This is a genomic window from Streptomyces roseus (assembly GCF_001044425.1).
Classification (GTDB): domain Bacteria; phylum Actinomycetota; class Actinomycetes; order Streptomycetales; family Streptomycetaceae; genus Streptomyces; species Streptomyces roseus.
Map to the genome: position 1 here is coordinate 135,369 of NZ_LFML01000068.1, position 26,890 is coordinate 162,258.

Annotated in this window: 26 protein-coding genes and 1 pseudogene; 18 read left to right on the plus strand and 9 right to left on the minus strand. The window is 72.0% G+C overall.

All coding sequences use genetic code 11. The annotated features are described in order from the left end of the window. Window positions 1–4: 4 nt before the first annotated feature. A complete protein-coding gene (locus ACS04_RS17705) occupies window positions 5–658 on the plus strand; it encodes a thymidine kinase (RefSeq protein ID WP_048477595.1) in 654 nt (217 codons plus the stop codon). A 116-nt stretch (window positions 659–774) separates the two neighbouring features. On the opposite strand, the gene ACS04_RS17710 is transcribed toward ACS04_RS17705, so the two are convergent. Then, window positions 775–1,572 (minus strand): VOC family protein, encoded by a 798-nt coding sequence (locus tag ACS04_RS17710; RefSeq protein ID WP_048477730.1) that lies wholly within the window; start codon window positions 1,570–1,572, stop codon window positions 775–777. A gap of 174 nt (window positions 1,573–1,746) precedes the next feature. On the opposite strand from ACS04_RS17710, the gene ACS04_RS17715 reads away from it, so the two are divergent. Further along, window positions 1,747–2,601 (plus strand): sulfurtransferase, encoded by an 855-nt coding sequence (locus ACS04_RS17715; protein WP_048477596.1) that lies wholly within the window; start codon window positions 1,747–1,749, stop codon window positions 2,599–2,601. Window positions 2,602–2,711: 110 nt separating this feature from the next. Here the strand turns inward: ACS04_RS17715 and sepH are convergent, their stop codons facing one another. After that, window positions 2,712–3,734 carry a septation protein SepH gene (gene sepH / locus ACS04_RS17720; RefSeq protein ID WP_048477597.1) on the minus strand — a complete coding sequence of 341 codons (1,023 nt, stop codon included), beginning with the start codon at window positions 3,732–3,734 and terminating at the stop codon, window positions 2,712–2,714. Between the two features lie 537 nt (window positions 3,735–4,271). Between sepH and ACS04_RS17725 the strand changes: the two genes are divergently transcribed. Then, window positions 4,272–5,159, plus strand: coding sequence for a hypothetical protein (locus ACS04_RS17725; protein ID WP_053080809.1), 888 nt, complete (start codon window positions 4,272–4,274; stop codon window positions 5,157–5,159). A 17-nt stretch (window positions 5,160–5,176) separates the two neighbouring features. Here ACS04_RS17725 and ACS04_RS17730 read toward each other — a convergent pair whose 3' ends face one another. Together ACS04_RS17730 and ACS04_RS17735 are read right to left on the minus strand one after the other, a co-directional pair. After that, complete coding sequence (locus ACS04_RS17730; RefSeq protein ID WP_048477598.1) at window positions 5,177–6,505, minus strand: D-arabinono-1,4-lactone oxidase; 1,329 nt, start codon at window positions 6,503–6,505, stop codon at window positions 5,177–5,179. Further along, on the minus strand, window positions 6,456–7,712 hold the full coding sequence (locus tag ACS04_RS17735; protein WP_048477599.1) for an MFS transporter: 1,257 nt from the start codon (window positions 7,710–7,712) through the stop codon (window positions 6,456–6,458). Before ACS04_RS17735 ends, ACS04_RS17730 begins: the two co-directional genes overlap by 50 nt. Before the next feature lie 239 nt (window positions 7,713–7,951). Between ACS04_RS17735 and ACS04_RS17740 the strand changes: the two genes are divergently transcribed. Together ACS04_RS17740 and ACS04_RS17745 are read left to right on the plus strand one after the other, a co-directional pair. Then, a complete protein-coding gene (locus tag ACS04_RS17740; RefSeq protein WP_048477600.1) occupies window positions 7,952–9,121 on the plus strand; it encodes a ferrochelatase in 1,170 nt (389 codons plus the stop codon). A gap of 12 nt (window positions 9,122–9,133) precedes the next feature. Next, window positions 9,134–9,937, plus strand: a complete 804-nt coding sequence (locus ACS04_RS17745) for an inositol monophosphatase family protein (protein ID WP_209441718.1) — start codon at window positions 9,134–9,136, stop codon at window positions 9,935–9,937. A 93-nt stretch (window positions 9,938–10,030) separates the two neighbouring features. Here the strand turns inward: ACS04_RS17745 and ACS04_RS38650 are convergent, their stop codons facing one another. Next, window positions 10,031–10,198: a hypothetical protein gene (locus ACS04_RS38650; protein ID WP_167352592.1), complete on the minus strand. Its 168-nt coding sequence runs from the start codon at window positions 10,196–10,198 to the stop codon at window positions 10,031–10,033. Between the two features lie 244 nt (window positions 10,199–10,442). Between ACS04_RS38650 and ACS04_RS17755 the strand changes: the two genes are divergently transcribed. The 4 genes from ACS04_RS17755 (at window position 10,443) to ACS04_RS17770 (ending at window position 13,959) form a co-directional block, all read left to right on the plus strand. Next, a complete protein-coding gene (locus ACS04_RS17755; protein WP_030154340.1) occupies window positions 10,443–11,096 on the plus strand; it encodes a response regulator transcription factor in 654 nt (217 codons plus the stop codon). 5 nt (window positions 11,097–11,101) lie between these two features. Continuing rightward, window positions 11,102–12,346: a sensor histidine kinase gene (locus ACS04_RS17760; RefSeq protein ID WP_048477602.1), complete on the plus strand. Its 1,245-nt coding sequence runs from the start codon at window positions 11,102–11,104 to the stop codon at window positions 12,344–12,346. 383 nt (window positions 12,347–12,729) lie between these two features. Then, entirely contained in the window at window positions 12,730–13,026 is a 297-nt protein-coding gene (locus tag ACS04_RS17765) for a DUF4193 domain-containing protein (RefSeq protein WP_030154344.1), read from the plus strand. Window positions 13,027–13,038: 12 nt separating this feature from the next. Continuing rightward, the gene (locus ACS04_RS17770) at window positions 13,039–13,959 is read left to right on the plus strand and encodes a hypothetical protein (RefSeq protein WP_048477603.1); all 921 of its coding nucleotides are present in this window, start codon (window positions 13,039–13,041) and stop codon (window positions 13,957–13,959) included. Between the two features lie 32 nt (window positions 13,960–13,991). Here ACS04_RS17770 and ACS04_RS17775 read toward each other — a convergent pair whose 3' ends face one another. After that, complete coding sequence (locus ACS04_RS17775) at window positions 13,992–14,447, minus strand: DUF3093 domain-containing protein (RefSeq protein WP_048477604.1); 456 nt, start codon at window positions 14,445–14,447, stop codon at window positions 13,992–13,994. Window positions 14,448–14,505: 58 nt separating this feature from the next. Here ACS04_RS17775 and ACS04_RS17780 point away from each other — a divergent pair, with 58 nt between their 5' ends. The 7 genes from ACS04_RS17780 (at window position 14,506) to ACS04_RS17810 (ending at window position 21,125) form a co-directional block, all read left to right on the plus strand. Further along, window positions 14,506–15,090 carry a PaaI family thioesterase gene (locus ACS04_RS17780; RefSeq protein ID WP_048477605.1) on the plus strand — a complete coding sequence of 195 codons (585 nt, stop codon included), beginning with the start codon at window positions 14,506–14,508 and terminating at the stop codon, window positions 15,088–15,090. After that, window positions 15,090–15,626: a dUTP diphosphatase gene (dut, locus tag ACS04_RS17785; protein ID WP_048477606.1), complete on the plus strand. Its 537-nt coding sequence runs from the start codon at window positions 15,090–15,092 to the stop codon at window positions 15,624–15,626. Before ACS04_RS17780 ends, dut begins: the two co-directional genes overlap by 1 nt. A 1-nt stretch (window position 15,627) precedes the next feature. Further along, entirely contained in the window at window positions 15,628–16,413 is a 786-nt protein-coding gene (locus tag ACS04_RS17790) for a DUF3710 domain-containing protein (RefSeq protein ID WP_048477607.1), read from the plus strand. Between the two features lie 162 nt (window positions 16,414–16,575). Then, entirely contained in the window at window positions 16,576–19,269 is a 2,694-nt protein-coding gene (locus tag ACS04_RS17795; RefSeq protein ID WP_078864901.1) for a sensor histidine kinase, read from the plus strand. Next, window positions 19,266–19,952: a response regulator gene (locus ACS04_RS17800; protein ID WP_048477608.1), complete on the plus strand. Its 687-nt coding sequence runs from the start codon at window positions 19,266–19,268 to the stop codon at window positions 19,950–19,952. Before ACS04_RS17795 ends, ACS04_RS17800 begins: the two co-directional genes overlap by 4 nt. A gap of 24 nt (window positions 19,953–19,976) precedes the next feature. After that, on the plus strand, window positions 19,977–20,396 hold the full coding sequence (locus tag ACS04_RS17805) for an OB-fold nucleic acid binding domain-containing protein (RefSeq protein ID WP_078864903.1): 420 nt from the start codon (window positions 19,977–19,979) through the stop codon (window positions 20,394–20,396). Window positions 20,397–20,399: 3 nt separating this feature from the next. Continuing rightward, a complete protein-coding gene (locus tag ACS04_RS17810) occupies window positions 20,400–21,125 on the plus strand; it encodes a DUF3159 domain-containing protein (protein WP_048477610.1) in 726 nt (241 codons plus the stop codon). A gap of 77 nt (window positions 21,126–21,202) precedes the next feature. Here the strand turns inward: ACS04_RS17810 and ACS04_RS17815 are convergent, their stop codons facing one another. Both ACS04_RS17815 and ACS04_RS17820 read right to left on the minus strand, forming a co-directional pair. Next, the gene (locus tag ACS04_RS17815) at window positions 21,203–21,865 is read right to left on the minus strand and encodes a potassium channel family protein (protein WP_048477611.1); all 663 of its coding nucleotides are present in this window, start codon (window positions 21,863–21,865) and stop codon (window positions 21,203–21,205) included. Next, a complete protein-coding gene (locus ACS04_RS17820; protein WP_030154367.1) occupies window positions 21,862–22,530 on the minus strand; it encodes a potassium channel family protein in 669 nt (222 codons plus the stop codon). Before ACS04_RS17820 ends, ACS04_RS17815 begins: the two co-directional genes overlap by 4 nt. 209 nt (window positions 22,531–22,739) lie before the next feature. Between ACS04_RS17820 and ACS04_RS17825 the strand changes: the two genes are divergently transcribed. Next, the gene (locus tag ACS04_RS17825; RefSeq protein WP_048477612.1) at window positions 22,740–24,788 is read left to right on the plus strand and encodes an APC family permease; all 2,049 of its coding nucleotides are present in this window, start codon (window positions 22,740–22,742) and stop codon (window positions 24,786–24,788) included. Between the two features lie 114 nt (window positions 24,789–24,902). Further along, a complete protein-coding gene (locus ACS04_RS17830; protein WP_048477613.1) occupies window positions 24,903–26,234 on the plus strand; it encodes a class I SAM-dependent RNA methyltransferase in 1,332 nt (443 codons plus the stop codon). A 47-nt stretch (window positions 26,235–26,281) separates the two neighbouring features. Here the strand turns inward: ACS04_RS17830 and ACS04_RS40435 are convergent. Next, window positions 26,282–26,665: pseudogene (locus ACS04_RS40435) on the minus strand (DEAD/DEAH box helicase); the annotation flags it as partial. Window positions 26,666–26,890: the final 225 nt, after the last annotated feature.

The window sequence follows — 26,890 nt, forward strand, 5'->3', positions numbered from 1 at the left end:
CTCCATGCCCGAATTGGTGTTTTTCTCCGGCACGATGGACTGCGGGAAGAGTACGTTGGCGCTCCAGATCGCCCACAACCGCGACGCGCGGGGCCTGGTGGGCGTGATCTTCACCCGTGACGACCGGGCGGGCGAGGGCAAGCTCTCCTCCCGCCTGGGCCTGGTCACGGAGGCGATCGAGGCGCCGGAGGGCATGGACCTGTACGGCTACCTGGTCGCGCAGCTGTCCCAGGGCGGCAAGGCGGACTACGTGATCGTGGACGAGGCGCAGTTCCTCGCGCCCGACCAGATCGACCAGCTGGCCCGCATCGTCGACGACCTCGGCCTGGACGTCTTCGCCTTCGGCATCACCACGGACTTCCGCACGAAGCTCTTCCCCGGCTCGCAGCGGCTGATCGAACTGGCGGACCGCCTGGAGCAGCTCCAGGTGGAGGCTCTGTGCTGGTGCGGCGCCCGCGCCACGCACAACGCCCGTACGGTGGGCGGCGCCATGGTGGTGGAGGGCGCCCAGGTGGTGGTCGGCGACGTGAACCGCCCGGCGGAGGAGATCGGCTACGAGGTCCTCTGCCGCCGCCACCACCGCAAGCGCATGACGAGCGCCGCGGCCCGCGCGGGCGCCCTGTCCCCGGACGTCCTCCCCGTCAACCACGACGCCTGACGGCGCACACGGGGAGGCCGGCCCTTCGGAGGTACGGGCCGGCGGCGCGCCGGCCCGCGTCCCCGCCTTCTCCCTGGGGCGTCGCCGTGGTCGGCCGCGTCCAGGCCCCCTGGCGGTCAGCGGCCGGGTGCGGGGCGGGATTGGACGAGTGTGAAGACCGCGCCCTCCGGGTCGGTGACCGTGGAGACCCTGCCGGTCAGGCCCTCGCGGGGCGGCTGGATGACGCGGCCGCCGAGCCGCTGCACCCGGGCGGCGGCCGTGTCCACGTCCTCGACCTCGAAGTACGTCATCCAGTGCGGGCCCCGGTCGTGCGGGAGCGAGCGGCCGACCCCGTGCACGGCGGCGACCGGACGCCCGTCCAGCAGCAGCGTCACGTAGTCGAACTCCGAGGCGGCCGCGGCGTGCGTCTCGGCCTCGTGGCCGAAGACGTGCTGGTAGAACTTGCCCACGGTCGAGGTGTCCTGTGTGACCAGCTCGGCCCAGACCGGGGTGCCGGGGACGCCCGACACCCGGGTCCCGATGTGCTCCTCGGCCTGCCAGATCCCGAAGATCGCCCCCAGCGGGTCGGAGCAGATCGCCAGCCGCCCCTCGCCGCCCGCGTCCAGGGGCCCCACCGCGACCGTGCCGCCGCAGGAGCGGATCGTCTCGGCCGTCGAGTCCGCGTCGTCGGTGGCGAAGTAGGTGGTCCAGGCCACCGGAAGGTCCCGGTCCGGGGGCATCTCGCCGATGCCGGTCACCTCTTGGCCGTCGAGGAGGGCGCGGACGTACGGGCCGAACGGCTGGGGGCCGGGCTCGTACTCCCAGCGGAACAGGTCGGTGTAGAAGGCCTCGGTGGTCCCCAGGCCGTGCACCATCAGACTCGACCAGCACGGGGTGCCGGGCGGGCGCCGCGTTTCTTCCGGTTCCTCGGTCATGTCAGCCGTCTCCTCCGTGTCGCTCATCCCGGACCAGATGCTTCCACTACGGCGGGTCCGGCGCGCCTCGACCGGCCGGGTTTCGCCGTTGCGGGCAGAGATGACCGAATCGATGCGGCCTGTCGGTCCGAGGCTTGTCACACGGGCCGCGGAGCGGGGAGGAAGATGGGCCGCATGACTGAGAATCCCGCACCCTCCGCGATCGTTTCCGCCGCCGAACTGATGGCCGAGTTGGCCGGTTCCCGGCCGCCCGTGCTGCTCGACGTCCGCTGGCAGCTGGGCGGTCCGAACCTGCGCTCCGCGTACGACGCCGGTCACCTGCCGGGGGCCGTGTACGTGGACCTCGACCGCGAACTGGCAGGTCCGCCGGGATCGGGCGGCCGCCACCCGCTGCCGCAGACGGAGGAGTTCGGGGCCGTCATGCGCCGGGCCGGGGTCTCGGCCGACGCGCCGGTGGTCGTGTACGACGGGGGTCAGGGCTGGGCCGCCGCCCGGGCGTGGTGGCTGTTGCGCTGGACGGGTCACACGGACGTGCGGGTGCTGGACGGCGGGCTGGCCGCGTGGACGGCGGCGGGCGGTCCGGTAACGGAGGATGCCGTCACCGTTACGGAGGGCGATTTCAAGCCAAACCCGGGAGCGGTGGGGCTGTTGGACGCGGACGCGGCGGCGGCGCTCGCGCGCGACGGCATCCTGCTGGACGCGCGGGCGGGGGAGCGGTACCGGGGCGAGATCGAGCCGATCGACCGGGTCGGCGGGCACATTCCGGGCGCGGTGTCGGCGCCGACGACCGAGAACGTGGACGCGGACGGGAAGTTCCTCGCGGCGGACGCCCTGCGGGCGCGCTTCACCGGGCTGGGCGTCTCGGGTGCGGCGCCGGTCGGCGTGTACTGCGGTTCCGGGGTCTCGGGGGCGCACGAGGTGCTGGCGCTGGAGGTGGCGGGGATCTCGGCGGCCCTGTACGCGGGCAGCTGGTCGGAATGGTCCGCGGACCCGGCGCGGCCCGTGGCCACCGGTCCGGACCCGCAGTAGGGGCGGGGACTCCGGCCCCTCCTGCGGGTCCGCAGTCCCGGCTCGTGCCTCCGGCCCCGCGCCTCCGACGGCGGCGGGGCCGGCGGCCGGGGCCAGGGGCGGCTGCTCCGTTACTCCTGCTTCTTGCGGCGCGTGCCGAAGACGATCTCGTCCCAGCTCGGGACCGCCGCGCGGCGGCCGGGTCGGACGCCGTCGGCCTCCGCCTGCCGGTCCGTCGTGCCCGTCAGCCGCTCCCGGTGGCCCGCCACCGTACGCGGCATCAGGACGTCCGCGTACGCGGCGCCGGCGCCGGCCGAGGCCGCCGGGGGCTCCTCCGCCTCCGGCTGCTCCTCCGCCTCGGGCTCGGGGCGCTCGGGGACCACCAGGTCGCCGCGGAAGCTGGGCACGGCTTCCAGCAGACTCGTCAGCGTGTCCCGTTCCTCCTCAGGCTCGGGCGCGGGCGCCGCGCTGGGGGCGGCTCGCTCCAACTGCCGGTCCAGGGCGCGGTCCAGCGGCCGGTCCCGCGGCAGTCGCGCGATCCTCGGTACGAACGGGAAGCTGGGCTCCGGCGTCGCCGGGAGGTCGTCGGCCTCGCCGATCAGCGAGCGGGCCTCGTCGTCCACGGCCACGACCAGCCGGCGCGGCGGGTCGTACGTCCAGCTCGCCGAGTGCGGTTCGCCCGCGACCCGGTAGACGAGGAGGACCTCCCAGGTGCCGTCGTCGCGGCGCCAGGAGTCCCACTGCACGGACTCCTTCTCGGCGCCGCGCAGCGTCAGCCGCTCCTGCACGGCCTCGCCGAGCTGGGGTCCGGTGTTCTCGCCGGGGCGGCGCACGGGCGTCTTGCGGGCCCGCTCGGCCATGAACGCGCGCTCGGCGAGCACCGGGCCCTCGAAGCGGCGTACGCGGTCGACGGGGATGCCCGCGAGCTGGGCGACCTCCTCGGCGGAGGCACCGGCTCGTATGCGCGCCTGGATGTCACGGGGGCGGAGGTGGCTCTCCACCTCGATCTCGATCTGGTTCAGGCGCGCGCGGTCGTTGCGCACGGCAGCCCGCAGCCGCTCGTCGATCGGAAGCGTGTACTCCGTGCTGTCCGCAGCCTTGAGCACCAGTCGTGTGCCGTCATTGGAGACGGCCACGACACGCAGTTCGGGCATGGGGACCTCCCGGGTGGTGCCTGCCGACGTCACGTGCGTCGCTGCTTCCGCTAGTCGAGTGTGGCCTGCCCGGGTGCAGCCTGCCACAACCTTGCCGAGTTCAACCGGCGTGTCGGGCATGCGCCCTTGATCGCCGTTATGGCACGGTTACCTGTTGGGCACGCACAGTGACCGAACGGTTACTGTGCGCATCAGGAATGCGTGCAATGCCGCGGCATCACCGGTCTCGAGTGCCGTTTCTCCATCAGTCGGCCCCCTCTCCCGAGTCCGGACATCCGTGAGGAAGGACGGCCCCCGGGCTCGCCACAGTACTCCATTCGGGCCACCTGGGTGGACCGCCGCGCCGCCGAACTTGTCGCGGGCGGCGGGAGTTGTGCTGCCCTGAATCGGGCGGGACCTGCGCCCGCACCCGAATTCGCGTGTCCTGCTTCACAGAATCCCCCGAAACGGAACTAATCGTTTCGCTCGGCGGTCAGTAACTGCTGAGAGCGGTGAAGCGTGAGACGTCGCGAGAGGCAGCACACACAGGGGATGAGGATGGGTCAGAAGGCCGTGCCGGAGGGCGAACCGGGTTCCGCTCCGAGCGGGTCGGGCGGGTCGGGCGGGTCGGGCGGCGCGAGCGGCGCCGGCGGTGCCGACGGCGGCGAGAAGAAGAACCTCGATCTGAGCGTGGCCCAGATCGCGGGCTCCTCCCTCGCCACCGTCGCGGCCGCCCTGCTCGCCTCGCAACTGGGCGTCTACGGGACCATCCTCGGCGCCGGCGTGGTGAGCGTGGTCGCCACCGCAGGCGGCCCCGTCATCCAGCACTTCTTCAAGCGCACCGGCGACCAGCTCCGCGAGAGCGCCATCCGCCCCAGGGCCCGTCAGGTCCCGTCGCCCGGCGGGGAGAAGGCGCCCGACGGCACCCTGACGCTCCGCGCCGCGGCGCCCTCGGGGGAGTTCGGCGAGGCCACCGTGCACGGCACCCGCGTACGGGGCTGGAAGCGGACCGCGGTGGCCTCGGGCGCCGCCTTCGCCATCGCGCTCGGCGGGCTCGGGGCGTACGAGGCCTTCTCCGGCACGGCGATCAGCCAGGGCGGCGGAACCATCTGGTCCGGCGGAACGCGCAAGGCGGCCGACGAGGAGCCGGCCGGCCCCGGCAAGGAGCCCGGCACCGGCGGCAGGGGCGGGGCGACCCCGGGATCCGGGAGTTCCCCGAGCCCTTCGGCCCCGCACGGCGACCGGGGCCCGGACCGGCCGCCCAGCACCGGCCCCGCCTCCCCGGACCCCTCAGGCTCCAGCGGCTCCTCGGGCTCCTCGGGCTCCGGTGACCCGGCGCCGAGCCCGAACCCGCCGAGCCCGAGCCCGAAGCCCACCCCCACCCCGACTCCGAAGCCCACCCCCACACCGGCCCCGAGCGACAAGGGGCGGCAGCAGGCTCCCTGAGCCCGGGCGGGCCGTGTCTACTCGCCCAGCACCCGGCGCAGGTAGTCGTTGCCGAACAGCCGGTCCGGGTCCAGCCGGTCGCGCAGTGCGGTGAACTCGCCGAAGCGCGGGTAGACGCCGGCGAAGTACTCCGCGTCCCGCGTGTGCACCTTGCCCCAGTGCGGCCGCCCGCCGTGCGCGGTGAAGATCCGCTCGGCAGCCGTGAAGTAGGCCTGGTACGGGGTGCCCTTGTACATGTGCACCGCGATGTAAGCGGTCTCGCGCCCCGAGGCCGTCGACAGCGCGATGTCGTCCGCCGGAGCCGTCCGCACCTCCACCGGGAAGCTGACGCGCAGCGAGGAGCGGTCCACCATCGACTTGAGCTCGCGCAGCGCCCCCACCACCTGTTCGCGCGGGAGCGCGTACTCCATCTCCACGAAGCGCACCCGGCGCGGGCTGGTGAACACCTTGTACGGGATGTCCGTGTAGGTGCGCGCCGACAGGGCGCGGCTGGCGATCCGGGCGATGGAGGGGATGGTCGCCGGGACGGCGCGGCCGAGGGAGTTGACGGCCTGGAAGACGCCGTTGGACAGCAGCTCGTCCTCGACCCAGGCGCTCACGGCTCCGGGCGGGGCGGCGGGGCCCTGGCTGCGGTTGTTGCGCTTGGTGTTGCAGTTGCCGGTGTGCGGGAACCAGTAGAACTCGAAGTGCTCGTTCTCCGTGAAGTGCTGCTCGAACTCCGCGGTCACCCGGTCGAAGCCCATGGGCTCCTCACGGGCGGTCAGGAAGAAGACCGGCTCCACGGCGAAGGTGATCGCGGTGACGATGCCGAGGGCGCCGATGCCGATGCGGGCGGCCGCGAAGACGTCCGGGTTCTCCTTCTCGGAGCACGTGAGCAGCCGCCCGTCGGCCGTCACCAGCTCCAGGCCGCGGATCTGGGCCGCGATGGAGGCGGAGTCGCGGCCGGTGCCGTGGGTTCCGGTGCTGGTGGCCCCGGAGACCGTCTGCTCCATGATGTCGCCCATGTTGGTGAGCGAGAGGCCCTCCCGCGCCAGGGCCAGGTTCAGGTCCTTGAGCACCGTCCCCGCGGCCACCGTCACGGTGCCGGCGGCCCGGTCGATCTGCCGGATCCCGGCCAGCGCCTGCGGACGTACGAGAACGCCGTCGGTCGCGGCGGCCGCCGTGAAGGAGTGGCCGGTGCCGACCGCCTTCACCCTCAGCCCGTCCTCGGCGGCCCGGCGCACCGCCTCCTGAAGCTCCCCGACCGAGGCCGGGGTCACCACCCGGGCGGGGGTGGCCGTGACCGTGCCCGCCCAGTTATGCCACGCGATCGCCTTGCTGGTGCGTCCTGCTGTCGCCGTCCCCATCGGTTGCTGGCTCCTCCCCTTGCGCCGGCTTCGTCAGCCGGCGGTATCCCGCGAACGCAACCGCCGCCGCGGCCACCCCCGACGAGATGGAGACGACGTACCCGCTGCGCGCCCCGGAGGCGTCGATGACCAGTCCGGTCACCGACGAGCCGACCGCGACGCCGACCGCGAGGCCGGTGCTGATCCAGGTCATGCCCTCGGTCAGCTTCGCGCGTGGTACGTGCGCCTCGATCAGGGCCATCGTGGTGATCATCGTGGGAGCGATGGCGAGGCCCGAGACGAAGAGCGCCACGGCCAGAAACGGAAGGTTCCCGGCCAGTAGGAGGGGGATCATACTCACGGCCATCGCACATACGCCCAGTACCCAACGGCGTTCGGTCTTGCCCTTGAGGTGGAGGAGGCCGAAGACGATGCCCGCCAGGCAGGATCCGAACGCCCAGACGGCCAGGATGAAGCTGGCGGCGGACTTGTGGCCCTGCTCCCCGGCGAAGGCCAGCGTGGACACGTCGATGGACCCGAAGATCGCGCCGGTCGCCACGAACGTCGCGGTCAGGACCTGGAGTCCGGGGGAGCGCAGGGCGGAGGTGCGGTCCCCGTGCTCCTCGCGCGGGTGCGGCTCGGGCTCGGTGGAGCGCTGCGCGGTCAGGAGCCAGACGCCGACGAGCAGGCACAGGGCGGCGATCAGCGGGCCGGCCTCGGGGAACCAGGTGGTGGACAGGCCGATGGCGATGATCGGGCCGAAGATGAAGCAGACCTCGTCGACGACGGACTCGAAGGAGTAGGCGGTGTGCAGTTCACGCGGGGAGTCCCGGTAGATCACGGTCCACCGGGCACGGACCATCGAGCCCACGCTCGGCACGCAGCCGGCGACGCCCGCGCAGACGAACAGGGTCCAGTCCGGCCACCCGTTGGCGGCGGCCGCGAGCAGGACGGCGACCGAGGCCACGCAGACGAGGGTGGCGGGGCGGAGCACCCGCCGCTGTCCGTACTGGTCCACCAGGCGGGAGACCTGGGGGCCGATGAACGCGGCGGCCAGGGCGAGGGTGCCGGTGAGGGCGCTCGCCATCGCGTAGCGGCCGGTGATCTCGGAGATCATCGTCAGGATGCCGACGCCGACCATGGATATGGGCAGGCGGCCGATGAGGCCCGCGGCGCTGAACCCCAGGGTGCCGGGGGCCGCGAAGATCGCGCGGTAGGGACTGGGCAAGGTGCCCTCCGTAAGGGACGTCATTGGCCCATACAGGTTACGACCGCCGACAAGGCACCCGCACGGGGAGAATCCGGACCGGAACCGGGCCAGGGCAAGGCAAAGGGCCAGGGCCGGGATCAAGACCCAGGGCCAGGACCGGATCCGAAGAGAACTTAGGGTCACCTTACCCAGCTTGGGCCGGGGCGCGCCGCCGGGCCGCTTCCCGGCCGGGGACGCCGGGTGGCAGGATTCGGACCATGTCAGACCAGCTCCGCGCCGCCGCCTCGACCCCGGCCGAAGGCCTCGCCGCCCCCTACGACGCCCTCCTGCTCCTCTCCTTCGGCGGTCCCGAAGGGCCCGACGACGTCGTGCCGTTCCTGGAGAACGTCACGCGCGGGCGCGGCATCCCGCGCGAGCGGCTCAAGGAGGTCGGGCAGCACTACTTCGGCTTCGGCGGGGTCAGCCCGATCAACGGGCAGAACCGCGAGCTGCTGGACGCCCTGCGCAAGGACTTCGCCGAGCACGGGCTGGACCTGCCCGTGTACTGGGGCAACCGGAACTGGGCCCCCTACCTCGACGACGTGATGCGGGAGATGGCCGCCGACGGGCGCCGCCGCATCGCGGTGCTCGCCACCAGCGCGTACGCCTCGTACTCGGGCTGCCGGCAGTACCGCGAGAACCTTGCGGACGCGCTGGCGGCGCTGGCCGCCGACGGCGTCGCCGAACTGCCCCGGGTCGACAAGCTGCGGCACTACTTCAACCACCCCGGCTTCGTGCAGCCGATGGTCGACGGGGTGCTCGCCGCGCTGGAGTCACTGCCGCAGGAGGTGCGCTCCGGCGCGCACCTCGCCTTCACCACCCATTCGATCCCCACCGCCTCCGCCGACACCTCGGGCCCGGTCGAGGAGCACACCGCCGACGGCGAGGGCGGGGCGTACGTCAAGCAGCACCTGGACGTCGCCCGGGTGATCGCGGACGCGGTACGGGCCCGGACGGGCACGGAGCTGCCCTGGGAGCTCGTCTACCAGTCGCGCAGCGGCGCACCGCACATCCCGTGGCTGGAGCCGGACATCTGCGACCACCTGGAGTCGCTGCACGGGGCCGGGGCGCCCGCCGTGGTGATGGTGCCGATCGGGTTCGTCTCGGACCACATGGAGGTCCTGTACGACCTCGACACGGAGGCGACGGCCAAGGCCGCCGAACTCGGGCTGCCGATCGCCCGGTCCGCGACCGTCGGGGCCGACCCGCGGTTCGCGGCGGCGGTCCGCGAGCTGGTGCTGGAGCGCGCCGCCGCGGAGCGGGGCGAGCCGGTGGAGCGGTGCGCGCTGGGGCTGCTCGGGCCCAGCCACGACCTGTGCGCGGTGGGCTGCTGCCCGGCGCGCGGGCCCCGGCCGGCGGCCGCGGGCGCCGACAGTCCGTACGCCTAGGAAAGGGCGAGCGTGATCCCCGAAGAGCTGAAGGCCGAACTGCTGGACGTGGCGCTGGACGCCGCCCGGCAGGCCGGCGAACTGCTGCGCGACGGACGGCCGGCCGATCTCGCGGTGGCGGCGACCAAGAGCAGCCCGATCGATGTGGTGACCGAGATGGACATCGCGGCGGAGAAACTGATCACCGGGATCCTCGCGCGGCGCCGGCCCGGGGACGGGCTGCTGGGCGAGGAGGGCGCGGACGTTCCCGGGACCAGCGGGGTGCGGTGGGTCGTGGACCCGCTGGACGGCACGGTGAACTACCTCTACGGGCTGCCGAGCTGGAGCGTGTCCATCGCCGCCGAGTACGGGGGCCGGACGGTGGCCGGGGTCGTGGAGGCCCCGATGCGGCGCGAGACGTACCGGGCGGTGCTCGGCGGCGGGGCCTGGCTGGACGGGGTCCGCCTCGCCTGCCGGCCGGCGGCGCCGCTGGACCAGGCGCTGGTCGGGACCGGCTTCGCCTACCTCCAGGCGCGCAAGGAGCAGCAGGCGGAGGTGGCCCGGCGGGTGATCCCCCGGGTCCGGGACATCCGGCGCGGCGGATCGGCGGCGCTCGACCTCAGCGACGTGGCCGCCGGGCGGCTGGACGCGTACTACGAGCGCGGGCTGAACCCCTGGGACCTGGCCGCGGGCGAGCTGATCGCCCGGGAGGCCGGGGCGCTCACGGGCGGGCGGCCCGGGCAGCCCGCCTCGGGGGAGCTCGCACTGGCCGCCACCCCCGCCGTGTTCGCCTCGCTCCAGCCGCTGTTGGAGGAGGCCGGGGCCTGGCACGACTGACCGGCGCCGCCGCCCCGGCATGAGGGGACCCCGGCATGAGGGAACCCCGGCTGCCGCGATGCGGCCGCCGGGGTTCTGGCTGGACTGAGGTCGTCAGCAGACGGAGACGGGAACGCCGTGCTCTGCGGCGAGGCGCTGGAGATCTTCCAGTTCCGCCTGTTCCACTTCCACGAGGAAGTCGTCGCCCGTTGCGCGTGCCTGGTCGAGGTCCGACTGCGTGGCCCGGATGCGCTGCAGGAGACCCGCGCTGAATGCGTCCATGGTGGGTTCGCCCCCTCTTCGTGGGTCGGCGGCGGCACGTGGCAGTCCGCCGTCAGGGAGTGGTTGGGGTGTGGTGACGTCCTCCCCGGCACCCTGGGCCCAGAAACCTCGGGAGGCGAGGGAATCCTCACGTCCGGCCCCCGCGGGCCCCGGAGGGGCGCCTTACAGCCGGTTTACGGCTGAAACGGGCAGGATGGACGACGCAATACACGTGTGCCCTCAGGGCTCGATGGAAGGAAACGACGTGCGCGTACTCGTCGTCGAGGACGAGCAGCTGCTCGCCGATGCGGTGGCCACCGGGCTGCGCCGGGAGGCCATGGCCGTGGACGTCGTGTACGACGGCGCCGCGGCCCTGGAGCGCGTCGGGGTGAACGACTACGACGTGGTCGTGCTCGACCGGGACCTCCCGCTCGTGCACGGCGATGACGTCTGCCGCAAGATCGTCGAGCTCGGCATGCCCACGCGCGTGCTGATGCTCACGGCGTCCGGCGACGTGAGCGACCGGGTGGAGGGCCTGGAACTGGGCGCGGACGACTACCTGCCCAAGCCGTTCGCGTTCAGCGAGCTGACCGCCCGCGTGCGCGCCCTGGGCCGGCGCACCACCGTGGCCCTGCCCCCCGTACTGGAGCGCGCGGGCATCAAGCTGGACCCGAACCGGCGCGAGGTGTTCCGTGAGGGCAGGGAGGTGCAGCTGGCGCCCAAGGAGTTCGCGGTGCTGGAGGTCCTCATGCGGAGCGAGGGGACCGTCGTCTCCGCCGAGCAGCTGCTGGAGAAGGCATGGGACGAGAACACCGACCCCTTCACGAACGTGGTGCGGGTGACGGTCATGACCCTGCGGCGCAAGCTGGGGGAGCCGCCGGTCATCGTGACCGTGCCCGGCTCCGGCTACCGGATCTGACGCGGGTGGCGGCGACCCCGGCACCGCCAACGGTGCCGCCGAGACCGACCTGGGACCCCGGCCAGCCCGAGGGTCCCTTCCCTTGGCTGCGGCCGACCATCCGCATACGCCTCACGCTGCTGTACGGCGGGATGTTCCTGATCGCCGGCATCCTGCTGCTGTCGATCATCTACCTGCTGGCGGCGCAGGCGCTTCGGGAGGGCAACGGCCTGCCGTTCAAGATCGTGGGTGGCACGGACATCCAGGTCACCAGCACGTGCCCTGGCGTGGTCGGCAAGGGCCAGATGTACGACCAGTTCAACGCCGCGATCAACACCTGCATCCTTGAGCAGCGCCGGCACGCGCTGGACGAGCTGCTCAGCCGGTCGCTCATGGCCCTGCTCGGTCTCAGCATCATCGCGTTCGCCTTCGGCTACGCGATGGCCGGCCGGGTGCTCTTGCCGCTCGGCAAGATCACCCGGACCGCCCGCCGGGTGGTCGGCTCCGACCTGACCCGCCGGATCGAGCTGGACGGGCCGGACGACGAGCTCAAGGAGCTCGCCGACACCTTCGACGAGATGCTCGACCGGCTGGAGCGCGCCTTCACCGCGCAGCAGCGGTTCGTCGCGAACGCCTCGCACGAGCTGCGCACACCCCTGGCGATCAACCGGACGCTGCTGGAGGTGCACCTGTCGGACCCGGGTGCGCCGGTGGAGCTCCAGCAGCTGGGCAAGACGCTGCTGGCCACCAACGAGCGCAGCGAGCAGCTGGTGGAGGGCCTGTTGCTGCTGGCCCGCAGCGACAACCAGATAGTGGAGCGCAAACCCGTGGACCTGGCGGAGGTCGCCTCGCGCGCCATCGACCAGGCGCGCGGCGAGGCCGCCGTGAAGGGCGTCGAGATCCGCGGCGAGCGTGCGCTCGCCGTGGTGCAGGGCAACGGCGTCCTGCTGGAGCGGATCGCGCTCAACCTGGTGCAGAACGCCGTCCGGTACAACGTGCCGGAGGGCGGCTGGGTGGAGGTCACCACCGAGTCCCAGCACGGTCAGGCGATCCTCATCGTCTCGAACACGGGTCCCGTGGTTCCCGCGTACGAGGTGGACAACCTCTTCGAGCCCTTCAGGCGGCTGCGTACGGAGCGAACGGGCAGTGACAAGGGTGTGGGGCTCGGCCTGTCGATCGCGCGCTCCGTGGCCCGCGCTCACGGCGGACGCATCTCGGCGGCGCCGCGCGAGGGGGGTGGCCTCGTGATGCGTGTCACTTTGCCCCTGTGAGTCCCCGGCCGCCTGTTCGCTGTTGGCTGAATGCCGAGGGGGTGGCCGAGGTGGCGCCTGTGTGATCGATCACATTGGCGAGTGTCGGGTCATGCGCGTTCAGTGACCCCCGAGGAGGCCGGAAAGCCCGGGAAGTCCGGGTTTCCCGCCCCTCGAACAGCGGGAAATACACGGGGTGGCGTTTGTGCAAGACGCCCCCCGGACCGTGTACGGTCCCGGTCGTCATCCCAGCCAATCGCTCCTTCAGGTGGGCGGCTGGGTGTCGATTGAGTAACAGACCTTGATGTGAGGCAAAATCTCCGCCTCAGGTCGGGCACAAGTCCGGCCTCTCGCGCGTTACGTGCGCTGAGACACCGCTAAATCCCAGAGGGGGAGAGCGAACAATGGCAACGGACTACGACACCCCACGCAAGACCGACGACGACGTCGACAACGACAGCATCGAAGAGCTGAAGGCCCGGCGCAACGAGAAGTCGTCTTCGAGCGTCGATGTCGACGACTTCGACGCGGCGGAGGGCATGGAGCTCCCCGGCGCAGACCTCTCCAACGAGGAACTGGCCGTCCGGGTGCTGCCCAAGCAGGCCGATGAGTTCACCTGCATGAGCTGCTTCCTGGTGCACCACCGCAGCCAGCTGGCCCGCGAGAAGAACGGCCAGCCGATCTGCCGCGACTGCGACTGAGAGGCGTCGGCCGTGACCGGCTCGACACCGTTTCGGAAGCGCCGCTTCCGTAAAGCTGGTGATCCGGCGGAGACGCAAGAGGTGGCCACGGGTCCGGAAACGGACCCAGCGGCCTCGGGCGTACCCGCCGTGTCGTCCGGCACCGCCGCGGCGGTGCCGTCGGCCGCAGAGTCCGACGAGGGAGCCCGGCGCAGGTCCGGGACTCGTCGGCTGCAAGCCGTCACGAGCGGTGTGCGCAAGGGCGGCGAACATGTCAGGGCCGCCGTCCTGCACATCACGGACCGCGTCATCGAGAACGCACCGCGCGTTCCGGTTCGGGACCTCGCGACCCTGCGCGCGCAGTTCCCGGGCCTCGGTCCCGATCAGCTTGCCGACAAGCTGATCGCGGGCGCCGCGTACGGCACCTCCACCGTCGGCGCGGGCATCGGAGCCGCGGCCATGCTGCCGGTACCGCCCGCCATGCCCGCCGAACTCGCCGCGGAGATCACCGGGGTCGCCGCCATCGAGCTCAAGCTCGTCGCCGAACTCCACGAGGTGTACGGCCAGCGGCCACCGGGGAACCTCAAGGACCGCAGCTTCGCCTACCTGACCGCGTGGACGGAAGAGCGCGGGGTGGACCTGACCAAGCCGACGACGCTGAACGTCGCGCTCGGCGGCCAGATGAAGCGCGAACTGCGCCAACAGATCATGAAGCGGACGTTCCGCAACCTGCCGAACCTGCTGCCGTTCATGGTGGGCGCCACCGTCGGCGCGGTCATGAACCACCGCGACACCCGCAAACTCGCCGAGAAGGTCCGTGCCGACCTGCGGAGCCGGGCCGTGGCGTGGGACTCGCTCCCGCAGCTCCCGCCCCTTGAGCAGCCCTCCCAGCCCCTTCCCGAGGCCACCAGGGCGGCACTCGAAGGCGCCGACGAGGACTGGCCCCCGGCCTGACCCGCGCGCGACCCCCGCCGGGCCCCCGCCGATCAGCCCCTGGCCGCCCGGATCGCCGCCACCAGCGCCTGCGGCTCGCGCGTGGAGACGTACGCGTACGGGGTCGGGTCCTGCGGGTCGGTGATCGGAACGCGCACCGCAGTCGGCACGTAGCTGCGCAGCAGCATGAACGCGCGCGCGTCCGCCTTGTGCGTGCGCCAGGCGAGCGCCTCCTGCGCGTCCAGCACCTCGGGCTCGCCCAACGCCGCCACCGGGATCCGTGCCTCGCCCGCCGCCAGCGCACCGTTGACCACGCGCACGCGCGCGGAGCCGTACGAACTCACCAGCATCCCCGCCAGCGCGGTGCCCCCGACGAGCCCGGCCAGCAGCGGCAGCGTCCCCAGCGGCAGCAGCATCAGCGCGCACGCCAGGCCGATCAGTACGGCGATGGCCCACCAGGAGCGGGGGGCGGTCAGACGTTCGTCGTGGTGCGCGGGGGAGAGCTGCATGGAGTCAAGCCTGCCACGGGGCGACCGGTGGGCAGCGGCGCGGGTAAGGTCTGCGCCTGTGAGTGGACGAAACACAGCGTTGACGCCCCCGGACGATGCAGCCGCACCGGTCCGGCACCCCGACGCCCCCGCGCCCGGCGAGCCGCTCGGCGCGCACTACGGGCACTGCTTCGGCTGCGGCGAGGGCCAGCCCCACGGACTCCACCTGGAGGCCCGTGCCGGGGAGGGCGTCCGCGTCAGCGCCGAGTTCACCGTCAAGCCCGCGCACCAGGGCGCCCCCGGCCTCGCCCATGGCGGCGTGCTCGCCACCGCGCTCGACGAGACGCTGGGCTCCCTGAACTGGCTGCTGCGCGTCATCGCGGTGACGGGCCGGCTGGAGACCGACTTCGTGCGGCCGGTGCCCGTGGGCACCGTGCTGTACCTGGAGGCCGAGGTGACCGCCGTCGCCGGGCGCAAGATCTACTCCACCGCGGTCGGCCGGATAGGCGGGCCCCAGGGCCCGGTCGCCGTGCGCGCGGACGCGCTCTTCATCGAGGTGAAGGTCGACCACTTCATCGACAACGGTCGGCCCGAGGAGATCCGGGCGGCGATGTCCGACCCGGACCAGGTCAGGCGCACGCGCGCCTTCGAGGTGAACCCCTGATGTCTGAGAACAACCACCCGCCCGTCGACGTGCTGATCAAGCGGGTCGACCCCGAGGTGCCCCTGCCCGCGTACGGCCACCCCGGCGACGCCGGCTGCGACCTGGTGACCACCGAGGCGGCCGTGCTGGAGCCCGGGGAGCGGGCCGTACTGCCCACGGGGGTGTCCATCGCCCTGCCCGACGGGTACGCGGCGTTCGTGCACCCGCGCTCGGGCCTTGCCGCGCGCTGCGGGCTCGCGCTCGTGAATGCCCCCGGGACGGTGGATGCCGGGTACCGTGGGGAGATCAAGGTGATCGTGGTCAATCTCGACCCGCGCGAGAGCGTCCGGTTCGAGCGCTTCGACCGCATTGCCCAGCTGGTTGTCCAGAGGGTCGAGAAGGTGCGCTTCCACGAGGTGGCGGAACTTCCCGGCTCGGCGCGGGCCGAGGGGGGTTTCGGCTCCACCGGCGGTCATGCGGCCGTGGCCGGATCCGGCGCTGGTCAGCAGGGTGGGAATGGCTACGCTTCGGTCGTATCCGACCGGGAAGGACAGTGACGTGTTCGGACGTCGCAAGAAGAACGACTCCGCCAAGGACGGCGGCGCGGCCGAGCAGGTCGTGGACGGCGTGGCGGGCGATGAGCAGGACGGCGGCGAGGAGCTCGGCACCGAGTCCGCGCCCCGCAGGGTGAACCTGCCGCCGGCCCCGCGGCCCGACGGCCCGTGGGACGTCTCCGAGGTGCCCGGCGCACCCGAGGAGGGTCGCGTGGACCTCGGCGGCATTCTCGTACCGGGTGTCGAGGGCATGGAGCTGCGCGTCGAGGTGGCCGGTGACGCGATCGTCGCCGCGACGGTCGTCCTCGGCGACAGCGCCGTACAGCTGCAGGCCTTCGCGGCGCCCAAGAAGGAAGGCATCTGGGGCGAGGTCCGCGAGGAGATCGCCACGGGCATCACCCAGCAGGGCGGCATCATCGACGAGGTCGAGGGTCCGCTGGGCTGGGAGCTGCGCGCCCAGGTGCCCGTACCGATGCCCGACGGCCAGACCGGTGCCCAGCTGGTCCGCTTCGTCGGCGTCGACGGCCCGCGCTGGTTCCTGCGCGGCGTCATCTCCGGCCAGGGCGCCGTGCGCCCCGAGTCGGCGGGCGTGCTGGAGCAGATCTTCCGCGAGACCGTCATCGTGCGCGGCGACGGCCCGATGGCTCCGCGCGACCCGATCGTGCTGAAGCTGCCGAACGACGCCCAGATGGTGCCGGACGGCGTGCAGACCGACGACCAGGAGGGCTCGCGCTTCTCCGGCGGCATGGGTCAGCTGGAACAGGGTCCGACGATCACCGAGGTCCGCTGACCGACGCCGAGCGGGCACCGACCGACCGTTTCCGGCCGCGGGCCGTACTCCTTCGGGGGTACGGCCCGCTGCCGTACCCCGGCGGCGTCAGGGATCCGTATGGATGGCCGGGCAGCGGGGAAAAGGTGCGTGATCGGCACAAACGTCCCGGAGAATGGGCCCATGGGACGCGGCAAGCTACGGATCTACCTCGGCGCGGCACCCGGTGTGGGCAAGACGTACGCGATGCTGTCCGAGGCCCACCGCCGGGTGGAGCGGGGCTCCGACTGCGCCGTCGGCTTCGTCGAGCACCACGGGCGGCCGCGGACCGAGGTGATGCTGCACGGGCTGGAACAGATCCCGCGCCGGCAGCTCCCGTACCGGGGCGCCCAGTTCACCGAGATGGACGTGGACGCCGTACTGGCGCGCCGGCCCGCGGTCGCGCTGGTGGACGAGCTCGCCCACACCAACGTCCCCGGCTCGCGCAACGCCAAGCGCTGGCAGGACGTGGAGGAGCTGCTGCGGGCGGGCATCGACGTGGTGTCCACCGTCAACATCCAGCACCTGGAGTCGCTCGGCGACGTGGTGGAGTCCATCACCGGGGTGCGGCAGCGGGAGACCGTGCCGGACGAGGTGGTGCGGCGGGCCGATCAGATCGAGCTCGTCGACATGTCCCCGCAGGCGCTGCGCCGGCGGATGGCGCACGGGAACATCTACCAGCCCGACAAGGTCGACGCGGCCCTGTCCAACTACTTCCGGCCCGGCAACCTCACCGCCCTGCGCGAGCTGGCGCTGCTGTGGGTCGCCGACCGGGCCGACGAATACCTCCAGCAGTACCGGGGCGAGCACGGCATCCGCTCGACCTGGCAGGCCCGCGAGCGGATCGTCGTCGGGCTGACGGGCGGCCCCGAGGGCCGCACCCTCATCCGCCGCGCCTCCCGGATGGCCGCCAAGGGCTCGGGCAGCGAGATCCTCGCCGTCTACATCGCCCGCAGCGACGGGCTGACCGCGGCCTCACCGAAGGAGCTCGCGCTCCAGCGGACGCTGGTCGAAGATCTTGGCGGAACGTTTCACCACGTCATCGGCGACAACATTCCCGACGCGCTGCTCGCCTTCGCCCGAGGGGTCAACGCCACCCAGATCGTGCTCGGCTCCAGCCGCCGCAAGGCCTGGCAGTACGTGTTCGGCCCCGGCGTCGGGGCCACGGTGGCCCGCGACTCGGGCCCCGACCTCGACGTGCACATCGTCACGCACGAGGAGGTCGCCCGGGGCCGCGGCCTGCCGGTGGTCCGCTCCGCGGCCCGGCTCGGCCGCCCCCGGATCGTCGCCGGCTGGATCGTCGGGATCCTCCTGCCCGCCTTGCTGGCCGTCCTGCTCACGCACGTGAGCGCCGATCCCGGCCTCGCCAACGAGATGCTGCTCTTCCTCTCGCTGACCGTGGCCGCCGCCCTGCTCGGCGGGCTCTGGCCGGCGCTGGCCTCCGCCGCGTTCGGCTCGCTCCTGCTGAACTACTTCTTCGCCCCGCCCGTCCACCGGTTCACCGTCTCCGACCCGAAGAACATCGTGGCCATCGCCGTCTTCTTCGGGGTGGCGGTCTCCGTGGCCTCCGTGGTCGACCTCGCCGCCCGGCGCACCCACCAGGCCGCCCGGCTGCGCGCCGAGTCCGAGATCCTCTCCTTCCTGGCCGGCAGCGTGCTCCGCGGCGAGACCACGCTGGACGCGCTGCTGGAGCGCGTGCGCGAGACCTTCGCCATGGAGTCCGTGGCCCTGCTGGAGCGCACGAGCGACGTCGACCCCTGGCGGCGGGCGGGCAGCGTCGGCCCGCATCCGGTCGGCCGCCCCGAGGAGGCCGATGTGGACATGCCCATCGGGGACGACATGGCGCTGGCCCTCTCCGGCCGCGTGCTGCCCGCCGAGGACCGGCGCGTGCTCGGCGCCTTCGCCGCGCAGGCCGCCGTGGTCCTGGACCGGCAGCGGCTGGTCGGGGAGGCCGAGGAGGCCCGCCGGCTGGCGGAGGGCAACCGGATCCGGACCGCGCTGCTGGCCGCCGTCAGCCATGACCTCCGTACGCCGCTGGCCTCCATCAAGGCCTCCGTGTCCTCCCTGCGCTCCGACGACGTGGACTGGTCGCAGGAGGACCGGGCCGAGCTCCTCGAAGGCATCGAGGACGGCGCCGACCGGCTCGACCACCTCGTGGGCAACCTGCTCGACATGTCCCGGCTGCAGACCGGCACCGTGACCCCGCTGATCCGGGAGATCGACCTCGACGAGGTCGTTCCGATGGCGCTGGGCGGCGTACCGGAGGACAGCGTGCTCCTGGACGTTCCGGAGACCCTGCCCATGGTGGCGGTGGACCCCGGGCTGCTGGAGCGGAGCGTTGCCAACGTGGTGGAGAACGCCGTCAAGTACAGCCCGACCGGCCAGCGGGTGCTGGTCCGGGCGAGCCACCTGGGCGACCGGGTCGAGGTACGCGTCGTGGACCGGGGGCCGGGAGTGCCCGACGAGGCCAAGGACCGGATATTCGCCCCCTTCCAGCGGCACGGGGACGCTCCGCGCGGCGCCGGGGTCGGCCTCGGCCTCGCGGTGGCCCGCGGCTTCGCCGAGGCGATGGACGGAACCCTCGCCGCCGAGGACACCCCCGGCGGCGGACTGACCATGGTGCTGACCCTGCGCGCGGCGACGCGCGACAGCGGACCGGAGCGCGCCGCGCCGGACGGCAGCGGACCGGAGCGCGCCGCGCCGGACGGCAGCGGACCGGAACGCGCCGCGCCGGACGACGGCGTACCCGTCGGCGCCGACGACGGCCTATCCTCCGGCGGCGCCGATCCCGACCCAGCCGATCCCGACCCCGTACGACAGAAAGCAGGACCTCAATGACCCGGGTGCTCGTGGTGGACGACGAGCCGCAGATCGTCCGAGCCCTCGTGATCAACCTGAAGGCGCGCAAGTACGAGGTCGACGCCGCGGCGGACGGGGCCCAGGCCCTGGAGCTCGCGGCCGCCCGCCACCCCGACGTGGTCGTCCTCGACCTGGGCCTGCCCGACATGGACGGCGTCGAGGTGATCAAGGGCCTGCGCGGCTGGACCCGGGTGCCGATCCTGGTCCTCTCGGCCCGGCACAGCTCCGACGAGAAGGTCGAGGCCCTGGACGCCGGGGCCGACGACTACGTCACCAAGCCGTTCGGCATGGACGAGCTGCTGGCGCGGCTGCGCGCGGCCGTCCGCCGGGCCGAGCCGGCAGCCGGCTCCGGTGAGGACGAGGTGATCGTGGAGACCGACGGCTTCACGGTGGACCTGGCCGCCAAGAAGGCCGTGCGCGAGGGACGCGACGTACGGCTCACGCCCACCGAGTGGCACCTCCTGGAGGTGCTGGTCCGCAACGGCGGCAAGCTGGTCAGCCAGAGGCAGCTCCTCCAGGAGGTCTGGGGTCCCTCGTACGGCACCGAGACCAACTACCTGCGGGTCTACATGGCCCAGCTGCGGCGCAAGCTGGAGGCGGACCCCTCCCATCCGCGGCACTTCATCACCGAACCGGGCATGGGATACCGCTTCGAGCGGTAGCGGCGGCGCCGGTACGCTTCCTGTATGAGTGCTGAACCGCGTCCCGAGAAGTCCGTCAAGCCGGTCAGGCCGGCGGGCCGGTTCCGGAGGATGATAGAGCGGCTGTCCACCTCGCAGGAGGACCTGCATTCGGCGGAGCTGCAGGAGGACGCAGAAGCCGCCGGGTGCACGCGGATCTGCGACTGCCACGACCGCCAGATAGTCAAGGTGACGGGAACGCTGCGCACCGTCACCCTCCGCCCCCGCGCCGGGGTGCCCGCCCTGGAGGCGGAGCTCTTCGACGGCTCCGCGGCATTGGACGTGGTCTGGCTCGGGCGTCGCTCGATCGTGGGAATCGAACCGGGGCGGCGCATGATCGCCTCGGGGCGGATCTCGATGAGCCACGGCCGCCGGGTCCTCTTCAACCCGAAGTACGAACTCCGACCGCTCGGACAGGAGCAGTAGCCGGTGACGTCACTCGACAAACCGATCACCCCGGATCCCGCGGGCGAACCGTCCGCGGACCAGAAGGCCGTGACGCAGGCGGCGCTCTTCGACGCGTTCGGAGGCGTCCGCGGCACCGTGGAGACGATGCTCCCCGGGCTCCTCTTCGTGATGATCTATACGGTCAACAAGGACGTGAAGATGTCCGCGATCGCGGCGGGGGCGGTCGCCGTCCTGCTCGTGATCGTGCGCCTGCTGCGCAAGGACACCGTCAAGCACGCGTTCAGCGGGGTCTTCGGCGTGGGCGTCGGCGTGGCCTTCGCCCTGTTCACGGGCACCGCGAAGGGCTTCTACCTGCCCGGCATGATCTACGGCGCCGGGCTGGGCGTGGCCTTCACGCTCTCCGCGCTCGTGGGATTCCCGCTGCTGGGCGTGATCCTGGGACCGGTCTTCAAGGAGAACCTGTCCTGGCGGACGCGCAATCCCGGGCGGAAGAAGGCGTACACCAAGGCCAGCCTGGCCTGGGGGCTCATCTTCCTCGCGAAGTACGCGATCCTCTTCCCGCTGTACTGGTGGGGTGACGCGACCCAGCTGGGCTGGGTGCTGATCGCGCTGAAGCTGCCGCCGATGGTGCTCGCGGTGTACTTCACGTGGGTCTTCCTGGCCAAGGCCCCGCCCCCGATCGACGTGATCGCGGAGTGGGAGGCCGAGGAGGCCGCGGAGAAGGCCCGCAAGGCCGGGACCCCGTAGGGCCGGCGGGGCCGTGCACGAGGGAGGGGCGGGCAGCCGACCGGCTGCCCGCCCCTCCCTCGTGCGTACGGGCCCCGTCAGTGACGGGCCTGGAGGAGGTCCTCCAGCTGCTCCTCACGGGCCTGGGCGGCCACGAAGAGGAGTTCGTCGCCGGGCTCCAGGGTCTCCTCGGCGTGCGGGGTGAGGACCCGGTTGCCGCGGATGATCGTGACCAGCGAGGTGTCCTCGGGCCAGCTGATCTCGCTGATCTGGGTGCCGGCGACCGAGGAGTCGGCGGGCAGGGTCAGCTCGACGAGGTTGGCGTCGCCGTGGCTGAAGCGCAGCAGCCGTACCAGGTCGCCGACGCTGACGGCCTCCTCGACCAGGGCCGACATCAGGCGCGGAGTGGAGACCGCCACGTCCACGCCCCAGGACTCGTTGAAGAGCCACTCGTTCTTCGGGTTGTTGACCCGCGCCACGACCCGGGGCACCCCGTACTCGGTCTTGGCCAGCAGGGAGACGACCAGGTTGACCTTGTCGTCGCCCGTGGCGGCGATGACGACGTTGCAGCGCTGCAACGCGGCCTCGTCGAGCGAGGTGATCTCGCAGGCGTCGGCCAGCAGCCACTCGGCCTGCGGCACCCGCTCCACGGAGATGGCGGTCGGCGCCTTGTCGACGAGGAGCACCTCGTGCCCGTTCTCCAGCAGCTCACCCGCGATGGAGCGGCCCACCGCGCCGGCTCCGGCGATCGCGACCCTCATGCGTGTGCCTCCTCGGGGCCCTCGGCGAAGGACGCCTCGACCTTGTCGATCTCGTCCGTACGCATCATCACGTGGACGAGGTCGCCCTCCTGCAGCACCGTCTGGGAGGTCGGCAGCATCGCCTCGCCCAGTCGGGTGAGGAACGCCACGCGGACGCCGGTCTCCTCCTGGAGCTTGCTCACCTTGTGCCCGATCCAGGCGGCGGAGGTGTGCACCTCGGCGAGCTGGACCCCGCCGCTCGGGTCGCGCCACAGCGGCTCGGCCCCGGACGGCAGCAGCCGGCGCAGCATCTGGTCGGCGGTCCACCGCACGGTCGCGACGGTCGGGATGCCCAGGCGCTGGTAGACCTCGGCGCGCTTGGGGTCGTAGATGCGGGCGGCGACGTTCTCGACACCGAACATCTCGCGCGCCACGCGGGCGGCGATGATGTTGGAATTGTCACCACTGCTGACCGCGGCGAAGGCGCCCGCTTCCTCGATCCCGGCCTCGCGCAGCGTGTCCTGGTCGAAGCCGACCCCGGTGACGCGGCGCCCGCCGAATCCGGCTCCCAGCCGGCGGAATGCGGTGGGGTCCTGGTCGACGACAGCGACCGTATGCCCCTGCTGTTCCAAGGTCTGCGCGAGGGCGGAGCCCACTCTTCCGCAGCCCATAATGACGATGTGCACGGCCGTCCTTCCGGCTGTCAGCGCTCGCTGGTTCCCAGCCTCATTGCATGCTCTGGCTTCACAGGGTCTCAGACCACGGCCCAAGCTACACACGGGCGGTCCCCCATGTGGCCTTTGCCGTCCACGCAGGGTCTCAATGCGGGTGTCATTGCCCTGTAACAGGGGTGTGGGGTTCGTCAGGCCGATTTCGAACGCTTACGATCCTCTGCGTGTCCAAACTGACCGACGTGCCCAAACGGATCCTGATCGGCCGGGCGCTGCGCAGCGACCGCCTCGGGGAAACGCTCCTCCCCAAGCGGATCGCCCTGCCCGTGTTCGCATCCGACCCGCTCTCCTCGGTGGCATATGCCCCTGGCGAGGTCCTGCTGGTCCTGTCGATCGCCGGCGTCTCGGCCTACCACTTCAGCCCCTGGATCGCCCTCGCGGTCGTCGTGCTGATGTTCACCGTGGTCGCCTCCTACCGCCAGAACGTCCACGCGTACCCGAGCGGCGGCGGCGACTACGAGGTCGCCAACACCAACCTCGGGCCGAAGGCCGGACTCACCGTCGCGAGCGCGCTGCTCGTCGACTATGTCCTGACCGTCGCCGTGTCGATCTCCTCCGGCGTCGAGAACCTCGGCTCCGCCGTGGACTTCGTCATCGAGCACAAGGTGCTCTCCGCGGTGATCATGATTCTGCTGCTCACGCTGATGAATCTGCGCGGCGTGAAGGAATCCGGGAAGCTCTTCGCCATTCCGACGTACGTGTTCGTCGGAGCCGTCTTCGTGATGATCGCCTGGGGCGCCTGGCGCGGCCTCGTCGCGGGCGACACCATGCAGGCCCCGACGGCCCATTTGGAGATCAAGGCCGAGCACCAGGGGCTGGCCGGCTTCGCGCTGGTCTTCCTGCTGCTGAGAGCTTTCTCCTCCGGCTGTGCCGCGCTGACCGGCGTCGAGGCGATCAGCAACGGCGTCCCCGCCTTCCGCAAGCCCAAGAGCAAGAACGCCGCCTCCACGCTCGCCCTGATGGGCGCCCTGGCGGTCACCATGTTCTGCGGGATCATCGGCCTGGCCATGGCCACCAACGTGCGGATGGCCGAGGCCCCCGCGACGAACCTGCTGGACAACGGCGTCCCCGTCGGCCCCGACTTCGTCCAGCACCCGGTGATCTCCCAGGTGGCCGAGGCCGTCTTCGGCAACGGCAGCTTCCTGTTCATCGTGCTGGCGACCGCCACCGCGCTCGTCCTGTTCCTGGCCGCGAACACCGCGTACAACGGCTTCCCGCTGCTCGGCTCGATCCTCGCGCAGGACCGCTACCTGCCGCGTCAGCTGCACACCCGCGGTGACCGGCTCGCCTTCTCGAACGGCATCGTGCTGCTCGCCGGCGCGGCCATCCTGCTCGTGTGGATCTACGACGCCGACTCCACCAAGCTGATCCAGCTCTACATCGTCGGCGTGTTCGTCTCCTTCACGCTCAGCCAGATCGGCATGGTCCGGCACTGGAACCGCCACCTGCGGACCGAGAAGGACCAGGCCGCACGGCGCCGGATGCACCGCTCCCGGGCCATCAACACCTTCGGCGCGCTCTTCACCGGCCTGGTGCTGGTCGTCGTCCTCGCCACCAAGTTCACGCACGGCGCCTGGGTCGCCCTGCTGGGCATGGTGATCTTCTACGGCACGATGACCGCGATCCGCAAGCACTACGACCGCGTCGCCGCCGAGATCGCCGCCGCCGAGGGCCCCAGCGACGACAGCGTGCGGCCCTCCCGGGTCCACTCCATCGTCCTGGTCTCCAAGGTGCACAAGCCCACCCTGCGCGCCCTGGCCTTCGCCAAGCTGACCCGCTCCGACACCCTGGAGGCGCTCAGCATCAGCGTCGACCCGGCCGAGACGAAGGCGCTGAAGGAGGAGTGGGAGCGGCGCGGGATCAACGTACCGCTCAAGATCCTCGACTCCCCGTACCGCGAGATCACCCGCCCCGTGGTCGAGTACGTGAAGGGCCTGCGCAGCGAGAACCCGCGCGACGCCGTCAGCGTGTACATCCCGGAGTACGTCGTCGGGCGCTGGTACGAGCACCTGCTGCACAACCAGAGCGCGCTGCGGCTCAAGGGTCGCCTGCTGTTCACCCCCGGCGTCATGGTCACCTCGGTGCCCTACCAGCTGGAGTCCTCGGAGCTCGCGAAGCGGCGGGCGAAGAAGCGCCAGGAGTGGAACGCCCCGGGTGCGGTGCGCCGCGGACCGGTGGACACCCCGCGGTCGAAGGACCGCGCGGGCAAGTAGCTGCCGGGGGCACGTGGTGCCCTGGGGGCTTGGCAAACGGCCGGACGAGATCCACGTAAACTGGTGGGTCGGTCGTCCGGCCGTTCCCATTTTATGTTTTGGAGTCTCCCCACCATGACCGAGCAGAACGAGAAGCAGTCCTTGGTCGGGGAGGAGTACGAGGTCGAGGTCGGCCCCGTCGCGCACGGCGGCCACTGCATCGCCCGGACGTCCGACGGCCGTGTCCTCTTCGTCCGCCACACCCTGCCCGGCGAGAAGGTCATCGCGCGCGTGACGGAAGGCGAGGCGGACTCCCGCTTCCTGCGCGCCGACGCGATCACGGTCGTGGAGGCGTCCAAGGACCGGGTCGAGGCCCCGTGCCCGTACGCCGGCCCCGGCAAGTGCGGCGGCTGCGACTGGCAGCACGCCAAGCCGGGCGCCCAGCGCCGGCTCAAGGGCGAGGTCGTCGCCGAGCAGCTGCTGCGGCTCGCCGGGCTCACCCCGGAGGAGGCCGGCTGGGACGGTACGGTCATGCCGGCCGAGGGCGACAAGCTGCCCGCGGGCCAGGTCCCGCAGTGGCGCACCCGCGTCCAGTACGCCATCGACGAGACCGGCCGCGCGGGCCTACGCAAGCACCGCTCGCACGACATCGAGCCGGTCGACCACTGCATGATCGCGGCGCCGGGCGTCAGCGAGTTGGGCATCGAGAAGCAGGACTGGCCCCAGATGGCCACGGTCGAGGCGATCGCCGCGACCGGCTCCCAGGACCGCCAGGTCGTCCTCACCCCGCGCCCGGGCGGCCGCCTCCCGCTCGTGGAGCTCGACAAGCCGGTCTCGGTCCTGCGGGTCGAGGAGAAGGACGGCGGGGTCCACCGGGTCCACGGCCGCCCCTTCGTCCGGGAGCGCGCGGACGGCCGTACGTACCGCGTCGGCATGGGCGGCTTCTGGCAGGTCCACCCGCAGGCCGCCGACACCCTGATCAAGGCCGTCATGCAGGGCCTGATGCCGCGCAAGGGCGAGATGGCCCTCGACCTCTACTGCGGCGTGGGCATCTTCGCGGGGGCCCTCGCCGAACGCCTGGGCGAGACGGGCGCGGTGCTCGGCATCGAGTCGACGAAGCGCGCGGTCGAGGACGCCAGGCACAACCTGGCGGACTTCCCCCGGGTCCGCATCGAGCAGGGCAAGGTGGAGTCGGTCCTCCCGAAGACCGGGATCACCGAGTGCGACCTGGTCGTCCTGGACCCCCCGCGGGCGGGCGCGGGCAAGCAGACGGTCCGCCATGTGGCGGGCCTGAACGCCCGCCGCATCGCGTACGTGGCCTGCGACCCGGCGGCCCTGGCCCGCGACCTGGCGTACTTCAAGGAAGCCGGCTACAAGCCCCGCACCCTCCGCGCCTTCGACCTCTTCCCGATGACCCACCACGTGGAGTGCGTGGCGATCCTGGAGCCGATCCGCGAAGACGCCTGACCGGGGTCTTCTGCAGACGCGTCGGCCTCGTCGTGTCCGCAGAAGGCTTATGAGGAGGACCCGGTGTGGAAGCGCACCGGGCCTTCCAGGCTGCTGCGTGCTCCGTCGAAATCGGCGAGGTGCGCCGAGTCGGTTGCCGCCGCGAGTCTGTGGGGCAATCGGCTGAGAACTTGTGGCCGCGCACCGCCCGGGGGTCGACGTCGGGCGACACCAAAGCCGCACCTCCGTTAACGTGGTCGGCGATCGACGGCAGCGTCGCTGCGTGTCGAGTTCGCGCGGTAGCCGGCCCACGTCCACCAGCGCACATCCCTGCCCAGACGAGTGATCAGGGACGCGCCAGGGTGCGCCACGTCCGGCGCATCCGCCTCTCGCCATTCGGCGAGGCATGCGTCCGCACGCCGGGTCAGAGAGACCGGGGGCTGTGCTTTCAGCTCGGTCGTGCAGGCGCCGCCGGGGGTGATGACGAGGAGAGCGATCTCGCGGACGTGTCCTGTTCGCGGTGAGGGCGAAGCAACCAGGCACGCCACGGATCCGGGAGCTTCTCCCGGATGGGCTCCAAACCGCGGTGTTCGTGATCGTATTTGGACTCGGTGTAGCCACGTGTGATCCGGCCATGATGGCCATGGTTTCGGCCGACGGCCGTGGCGGCGTACCTG

What these genes read in the sequence shown, in the direction of transcription:
- ACS04_RS17705 (WP_048477595.1), top strand. Translation starts at nt 5, where the DNA reads ATGCCCGAATTGGTGTTTTTCTCCGGCACGATGGACTGCGGGAAGAGT.
- ACS04_RS17710 (WP_048477730.1), bottom strand. Translation starts at nt 1,572, where the DNA reads ATGACCGAGGAACCGGAAGAAACGCGGCGCCCGCCCGGCACCCCGTGC.
- ACS04_RS17715 (WP_048477596.1), top strand. Translation starts at nt 1,747, where the DNA reads ATGACTGAGAATCCCGCACCCTCCGCGATCGTTTCCGCCGCCGAACTG.
- sepH (WP_048477597.1), bottom strand. Translation starts at nt 3,734, where the DNA reads ATGCCCGAACTGCGTGTCGTGGCCGTCTCCAATGACGGCACACGACTG.
- ACS04_RS17725 (WP_053080809.1), top strand. Translation starts at nt 4,272, where the DNA reads ATGGGTCAGAAGGCCGTGCCGGAGGGCGAACCGGGTTCCGCTCCGAGC.
- ACS04_RS17730 (WP_048477598.1), bottom strand. Translation starts at nt 6,505, where the DNA reads ATGGGGACGGCGACAGCAGGACGCACCAGCAAGGCGATCGCGTGGCAT.
- ACS04_RS17740 (WP_048477600.1), top strand. Translation starts at nt 7,952, where the DNA reads ATGTCAGACCAGCTCCGCGCCGCCGCCTCGACCCCGGCCGAAGGCCTC.
- ACS04_RS38650 (WP_167352592.1), bottom strand. Translation starts at nt 10,198, where the DNA reads ATGGACGCATTCAGCGCGGGTCTCCTGCAGCGCATCCGGGCCACGCAG.
- ACS04_RS17765 (WP_030154344.1), top strand. Translation starts at nt 12,730, where the DNA reads ATGGCAACGGACTACGACACCCCACGCAAGACCGACGACGACGTCGAC.
- ACS04_RS17775 (WP_048477604.1), bottom strand. Translation starts at nt 14,447, where the DNA reads ATGCAGCTCTCCCCCGCGCACCACGACGAACGTCTGACCGCCCCCCGC.
- dut (WP_048477606.1), top strand. Translation starts at nt 15,090, where the DNA reads ATGTCTGAGAACAACCACCCGCCCGTCGACGTGCTGATCAAGCGGGTC.
- ACS04_RS17795 (WP_078864901.1), top strand. Translation starts at nt 16,576, where the DNA reads ATGGGACGCGGCAAGCTACGGATCTACCTCGGCGCGGCACCCGGTGTG.
- ACS04_RS17800 (WP_048477608.1), top strand. Translation starts at nt 19,266, where the DNA reads ATGACCCGGGTGCTCGTGGTGGACGACGAGCCGCAGATCGTCCGAGCC.
- ACS04_RS17805 (WP_078864903.1), top strand. Translation starts at nt 19,977, where the DNA reads ATGAGTGCTGAACCGCGTCCCGAGAAGTCCGTCAAGCCGGTCAGGCCG.
- ACS04_RS17815 (WP_048477611.1), bottom strand. Translation starts at nt 21,865, where the DNA reads ATGAGGGTCGCGATCGCCGGAGCCGGCGCGGTGGGCCGCTCCATCGCG.
- ACS04_RS17830 (WP_048477613.1), top strand. Translation starts at nt 24,903, where the DNA reads ATGACCGAGCAGAACGAGAAGCAGTCCTTGGTCGGGGAGGAGTACGAG.